This window comes from Pseudomonadota bacterium (assembly GCA_018242545.1).
In the GTDB taxonomy this organism is placed as follows: domain Bacteria; phylum Pseudomonadota; class Alphaproteobacteria; order 16-39-46; family 16-39-46; genus 16-39-46.
In genome coordinates this window covers 1-4,993 of the sequence record JAFEBT010000092.1, presented here as the reverse complement: position 1 = coordinate 4,993, position 4,993 = coordinate 1, and the positions used below count along the sequence as shown (strand labels likewise).

Genomic DNA, 4,993 nt, shown 5'->3' with positions numbered 1-4,993 from the left:
CTTAAAATCTGTCGACCAATGGTCGTGCCAGTTCGAGTCTGGCAGCGGGCACCACCTTAAAACCCTTATAGAAAAAGGGTTTAAGAGATAGAGATGAGACCTTTTTCATTCTTCAAAAACCTCGCAAAATAGGTTTGATTTCCGTTCTGTTGATGACTATATGATGACTTTTTTTAAAGAATGTGGTATATATTTTTCCTAAATAAACTTAGGAGATTAATCCATGTCCAAAATTACCAAACGTTTTGTTGAAAGTATTATTCCTGATCCTAAAAAAGTTCTTATCTTTTGGGATGACGAACTAAAAGGATTCGGCGTTATTATAAGACCCGGAGGTCGCCAGACTTATTGCATTCAATACCGAAATAAGCAACGCATCCTTAGACGGCTTAAATTGGGAGTACATGGTAATATTACAACAGAAGAAGCGCGTGTCCTTGCTAAGCAACATCTAGGTAGCATAAGCTATGGTGAAGATCCTCTTGAAAAAAAGAAATCTCTCAAACATTTACCTACCATTAAAGAACTGGCAGCTGACTATGTGGAACGTTATGGAAAAAATAAACGTCCAAGGAGTCTACAAGAAGATAGGAAACTTCTTCATAACCATATTATTCCTAAATTAGGAGATAAGAAAGTAGTCCATCTATCACGTCGAGATATAGAAGGTTTTCACGCAAGCTTAAAAGAAACGCCTTATCAAGCTAATCGAGTCTTAGCTCTTCTTTCCAAGATGATGTCATTAGCTGTTGCTTGGGAATGGAGGGCTGACCACCCTGTAAAAGGTATTCCACGTTTTCCAGAAGAAAAGCGGGATCGATGGCTCGATAAAGAAGAAATTTGCCGGTTATGGAACATATTAGAAAGTTACAAAACCCAGCCTTCAGCTTTTTTCTTTAAGTTGCTTCTCCTTACGGGCGCGCGTAAAAATGAACTTTTGCAGGCAACATGGAATCATTTCGACCTTGAGAAAGGCGTTTGGACAAAGCCCTCTTCACTTACGAAACAAAAGAAACGTGAACATTTGCCCCTCTCTCAGGAAGCTATTCAAGTTCTTTATGATCTTAAAAGCTTAAATCTTATAGAGCCATATATCTTTCCTGGATCAGCTAAAGGAGGGCCACTCAAAAATGTACAAACTTTATGGAAAAGTGTTATTAAAAAAGCAGAACTCCCAAACTTACGCATTCATGATCTTCGTCACACACATGCTTCCCATTTAGTCTCAAGTGGATTGAGCTTGAGCATTGTAGGAAAGTTGCTTGGTCATACACAGACTTCTACAACTCAACGTTACGCCCATCTTGCAGATGAACCCTTACGGCACGCAACTGCTCTTTTTGGAAATACTGTAAGAGAGGCTACTTCAAACTCTCCTAAACAATCATTTTCAAAGTAGTTTTTTAGCTTCTAACAAATGATTCTTTTCTTAAGATTCAGATTCCAGAATAACTTAAATAGAGGCTGTAGTTATATCCTAAGTTTAATTGAAGAAAAGATGTGAAGAAGATTTAGACAAAAATCATTAAAGAAATGTGACCTAAATAAGTTTTGAATTCTTTAGATCAAGAAAAGAAAAATGCTTCGTTAAAAAAATAATTAATAAACATTTATCCTAATAGTTTATTATCATTTTAAGAAAATAATATAATTTATTATAATAATTAGTTACTTTTGATACTTGACTAATGCTTTAAATTAATAGTGAAATAAATTTAGTATAAGTTATTAAACATTAAAATGCTTATACCGTATCGAATTTTTTAAGACTTAACATAACCTTAGAAAGTAACACTAAATTAATTATTATAATAAATGAGGTTTCGATGAAAAAAAATATCTATTTAAAAAGTGCTTTTTTGATCTTAGGGATAGGCTTTTTCTCTTCATTGTATGGAATGGAAGATGGCTTAAAAGATGAACCACATGAAAAAGGGGCTCGAGCAACATCTCCTCGATCTTTAGTAGTTGCTCAAGATGAAAGAGAGCCTGCTCATGATTCATCTCAAAGAACTACGCTAGGAGAAGAATTATTTAGGTTTTACGTAGATATGAGCCATCCTGGTCATGAAAGAGTGAGAGAAAAGACCAATATTATCTATTCTGAGGAAAGGAGGCATAGCTCGTGGGAAGATGTGAGAGGTATGTTTGCGTTTGCCGAACCCTCAGAAGCGTTAGCTTTAAATATTATTCCTATGAATGCTGCTAATTTTTGTCCTCCATTTAAACTTGTTTCTGAGATTACTCATGAATTTCAACAAGATTTAGACCACAATGTTCACATGCAACATAGAATTGAGCTATTTACTAGAATCGTAGAAAGGTCTCGAGAAAGCGTAGCAAAAAGCCTAAATGTAGATAAAGAAGAAATTGCTTTTACGCGAAATACTTCTGAATCTAATAACTCTGTAAATAATTGTTATCGCTTTAGAAATTTACGAGGTAGAGTATTGGTATGGGATGAAAATCATCATACAAACGATAAGCTTCTTTGGGGGCATAGAATGGGAGATGAAGATAGAGTTGATGTTGTAACTTTAACAGAAGTAGATCTTCAAAATAAGGATAATGTAGTTAGAGCCTTTCTCGAAGGAATAAACGAAGATACAGAAGTTGTTACATTTACAGAATTGTCAAACACAACTGGTACCAGGCTACCAACCAAAGAAATCTGTAATGCCATTCATAACGGACTCAAAGACTATAAGCACTCTGGACGAAAAGAATATAAAGCAAGGCCTAATATTCATATTCATGTAGATGGAGCTCAAAGTTGGGGGTCACTTAGAGTTGACTTAAGAGATATGGATTGTGATAGTTTTTCTGCAAGTGCTCATAAATGGTTATGTGGTCCTCGAGAAGTAGGTATATTATATGTTAGAAATAGCGCTATAACTCATTTCAAAATGCCTAATGTAGTTGCTTATGATGGACGAATCGTTTTCCATACTGATATTCCTCGAAATGCTGGTCGCTTCGAGCTTTTAGGTCAGCGAAATGATGCATCTCTTTTAGCTATAGGGCTCGCAAATGATGTGCATTTACGGATAAATGCTGAAGTAGGACCTATAGAAGAGAGATTATGGCAGTTAGGAGATGCTCTAAGAGGGAAGCTTTCTGATCCTTCTTTTTCTGAGCACTTAAAAATTGTGACCCCCTCTTCTCCAGATTTACGCAATAGTATTATAGTTGCAGAGCTTCTGAAAGATAAAGAAGGAAAAGGAAAACCAGGAGAAAATCTTTATGATTATCTCTATACACAGGTTGATGGGTTTGAAAGATTTCTTACATCACCTCAAGGAGAAGGAAGAAGAATTAGATTTTGTCTAAATTTTTATAATACTGAGAATGACATAACCGAATTAATGAGAAAAATTAATGCATATCTTTTAAAATAACTTGTTCAAAAACATAGAAAGGGGAAGAAAAAACTTAATTTTGTTTCTTCCTCTAACTATGTTCTAGCGTTATTGAATGGTAATTTTAATTTTCTTAAAACGTAACAATCAATATGTCTCTTTAAAATGAAAGAAAGAATTTAATAGGAGAGAAAGAGTCATTAATACGATCAACCATCTGAAGAGAGATTTGTGTGTGGCTGGTCACATCAAAGAAATGAAAATCTCCTGTCTAAACTCCTGAGATGTTTTAAAAAATCGATTGTTTCAAGCGTGTTCGTTCATTAGTTTCCATAATCGCTCAGCCGGATTTAGATTTGGACTATAAGGTGTCAAGTGATGAAGGATAATATTGAGTTTTCGAGCAGTTTCTTTGGTCTTTTGAATAAAACAACACTTTTTCTGCAAATTCATTTTTTCTCTTGTGAGAAGTAGATAGGATGCTTTTTTTATAAATGTTGATAAAGAATCTTCGATTTTCTCTTAAAAGGAATAAAAAATTCTTTTTTCATTCTTATCTCAACTACTACTCAAAATAATTTAAAGAGAAAGCAGTAGTGATTGTAGGACAAATTTTAATGGCCATCTTAATTTTGGTTGAAGGAAAGGCACTGGGAAGTTTGAGATAGGCTTCACAATCTTCGAGAGCTCCAATCTCGCTTGGAAGAACCAAAGGCTTTGTATGAGTATGCTGTGCCAAATTGACTCCATCACGCATCGTATGAGCTCCATAAGAAAGATTTTCAATGTGCTCAGTAGTTTCGGCTTCTCCAAGAACTTTTGAGATCCAAGACGTTGTGTTGGGGTCTGTATTCCTGAAAAATATTTTTGTATTGAACAGATCTAAAAGCGCTTGAGACTGCGTTGACCCATAAGTCGTGGAGAGCTGAGGAATACTCTGAACTCCAGCTAAAACACATCCTCCGTATTTACGACCTTCAGCAAGTGAAGTTTCAAGAGAGGGAAGCCTCTGAAGTGCGGGCAATTCATCAATTATGAACCAGAGACGACGCGAACTCAATACTAATTCGGATGGCAAACTCATAAGAGCATTGAGAGCAGAGTCCAGCCACCCACTCATCAGAGGCCTCAGAGTTTCTCGTTGATCTGCCCTTGCTGAAAGAAAAAGCCATTGGTCTGTGTTATTTTCATCTGCAACCCATTTCCGAATAGAAAACCCAGCCTCTACATTTTTAAGAAGACGAAAACTTTGCAAATGATTTGCCAATGTTGCTCGAATAGAAAGCGTCATTTTTTCGGCATCAGTGTGGGTATAGGTCGCAGCATCCGTATGACGAAAAAAATTACTAAAGTCGATTAGATCAGAACGAACAAGAATCTCATAAAGCTTTTGGGTATCTTTTTCACCTCGACGCGCTAACTCTTTAAGAGCTGAAGATAAAAGGGCTTTCCCTGCATTTTCCCAGAAAGGTTCCGTAAAGCTGGTCTTAGGAACAATGCTTGCCGCAAGTGTATCATAGTGAGATTCCATAAGACATTCGCCCCAGGGACTCCAAAGCTGACTCCGTTGATCGAAAGGAGATAACGTCCCGTCAAGTGGTGTAAAATTAGATTGAGTCATTGTCAGACTCGGA

The 4,993-nt window shown here is 36.2% G+C and carries 3 protein-coding genes; 2 read left to right on the top strand and 1 reads right to left on the bottom strand.

All coding sequences use genetic code 11. The annotated features are described in order from the left end of the window. Positions 1 to 232 precede the first annotated feature (232 nt). Positions 233 to 1,399 (top strand): tyrosine-type recombinase/integrase, encoded by a 1,167-nt coding sequence (locus tag JSS34_08415; protein ID MBS0186321.1) that lies wholly within the window; start codon positions 233 to 235, stop codon positions 1,397 to 1,399. A 427-nt stretch (positions 1,400 to 1,826) separates the two neighbouring features. Beyond that, on the top strand, positions 1,827 to 3,398 hold the full coding sequence (locus JSS34_08410; protein MBS0186320.1) for an aminotransferase class V-fold PLP-dependent enzyme: 1,572 nt from the start codon (positions 1,827 to 1,829) through the stop codon (positions 3,396 to 3,398). Between the two features lie 526 nt (positions 3,399 to 3,924). Here JSS34_08410 and JSS34_08405 read toward each other — a convergent pair. Next, entirely contained in the window at positions 3,925 to 4,980 is a 1,056-nt protein-coding gene (locus JSS34_08405; protein ID MBS0186319.1) for a type IV secretion system DNA-binding domain-containing protein, read from the bottom strand. Positions 4,981 to 4,993 lie beyond the last annotated feature (13 nt).

Coding starts and splice junctions, on each gene's coding strand:
- JSS34_08405 (MBS0186319.1), bottom strand. CDS start 4,980: ATGACTCAATCTAATTTTACACCACTTGACGGGACGTTATCTCCTTTC.
- JSS34_08410 (MBS0186320.1), top strand. CDS start 1,827: ATGAAAAAAAATATCTATTTAAAAAGTGCTTTTTTGATCTTAGGGATA.